Origin of the sequence: Bacillus sp. SIMBA_074 (genome assembly GCF_046534555.1) — a bacterium.
GTDB lineage: Bacteria > Bacillota > Bacilli > Bacillales > Bacillaceae_G > Bacillus_A > Bacillus_A mycoides.
In genome coordinates this window covers 1-248 of record NZ_JAWRYM010001004.1, presented here as the reverse complement: position 1 = coordinate 248, position 248 = coordinate 1, and the positions used below count along the sequence as shown (strand labels likewise).

The following is a 248-nucleotide window of genomic DNA, read 5'->3' as shown; positions in this document are numbered from 1 at the left end:
AGGCGCATAGCTCTTTCCAACACTAGCTCTGCCACCTTTATATGGTTTTCAGGCACTTCATCGAACGTTGAACTCACCACGTCTCCAGCAACGGAGCGTTCAATGTCCGTCACTTCTTCCGGGCGTTCATCGATCAATAGTACAATCAATTCCGATTCAGGATGGTTCGTGGTTATCGCATTGGCAATTTCTTTGATAAGCATCGTTTTACCAGCTTTTGGAGGTGCGACAATCAGACCACGCTGTCC

General features: G+C 47.6%; 1 pseudogene. It reads right to left on the bottom strand.

The features are described 5' to 3' along the window. Window positions 1–248, bottom strand: a pseudogene (locus tag SB773_RS33795) (transcription termination factor Rho); the annotation flags it as partial.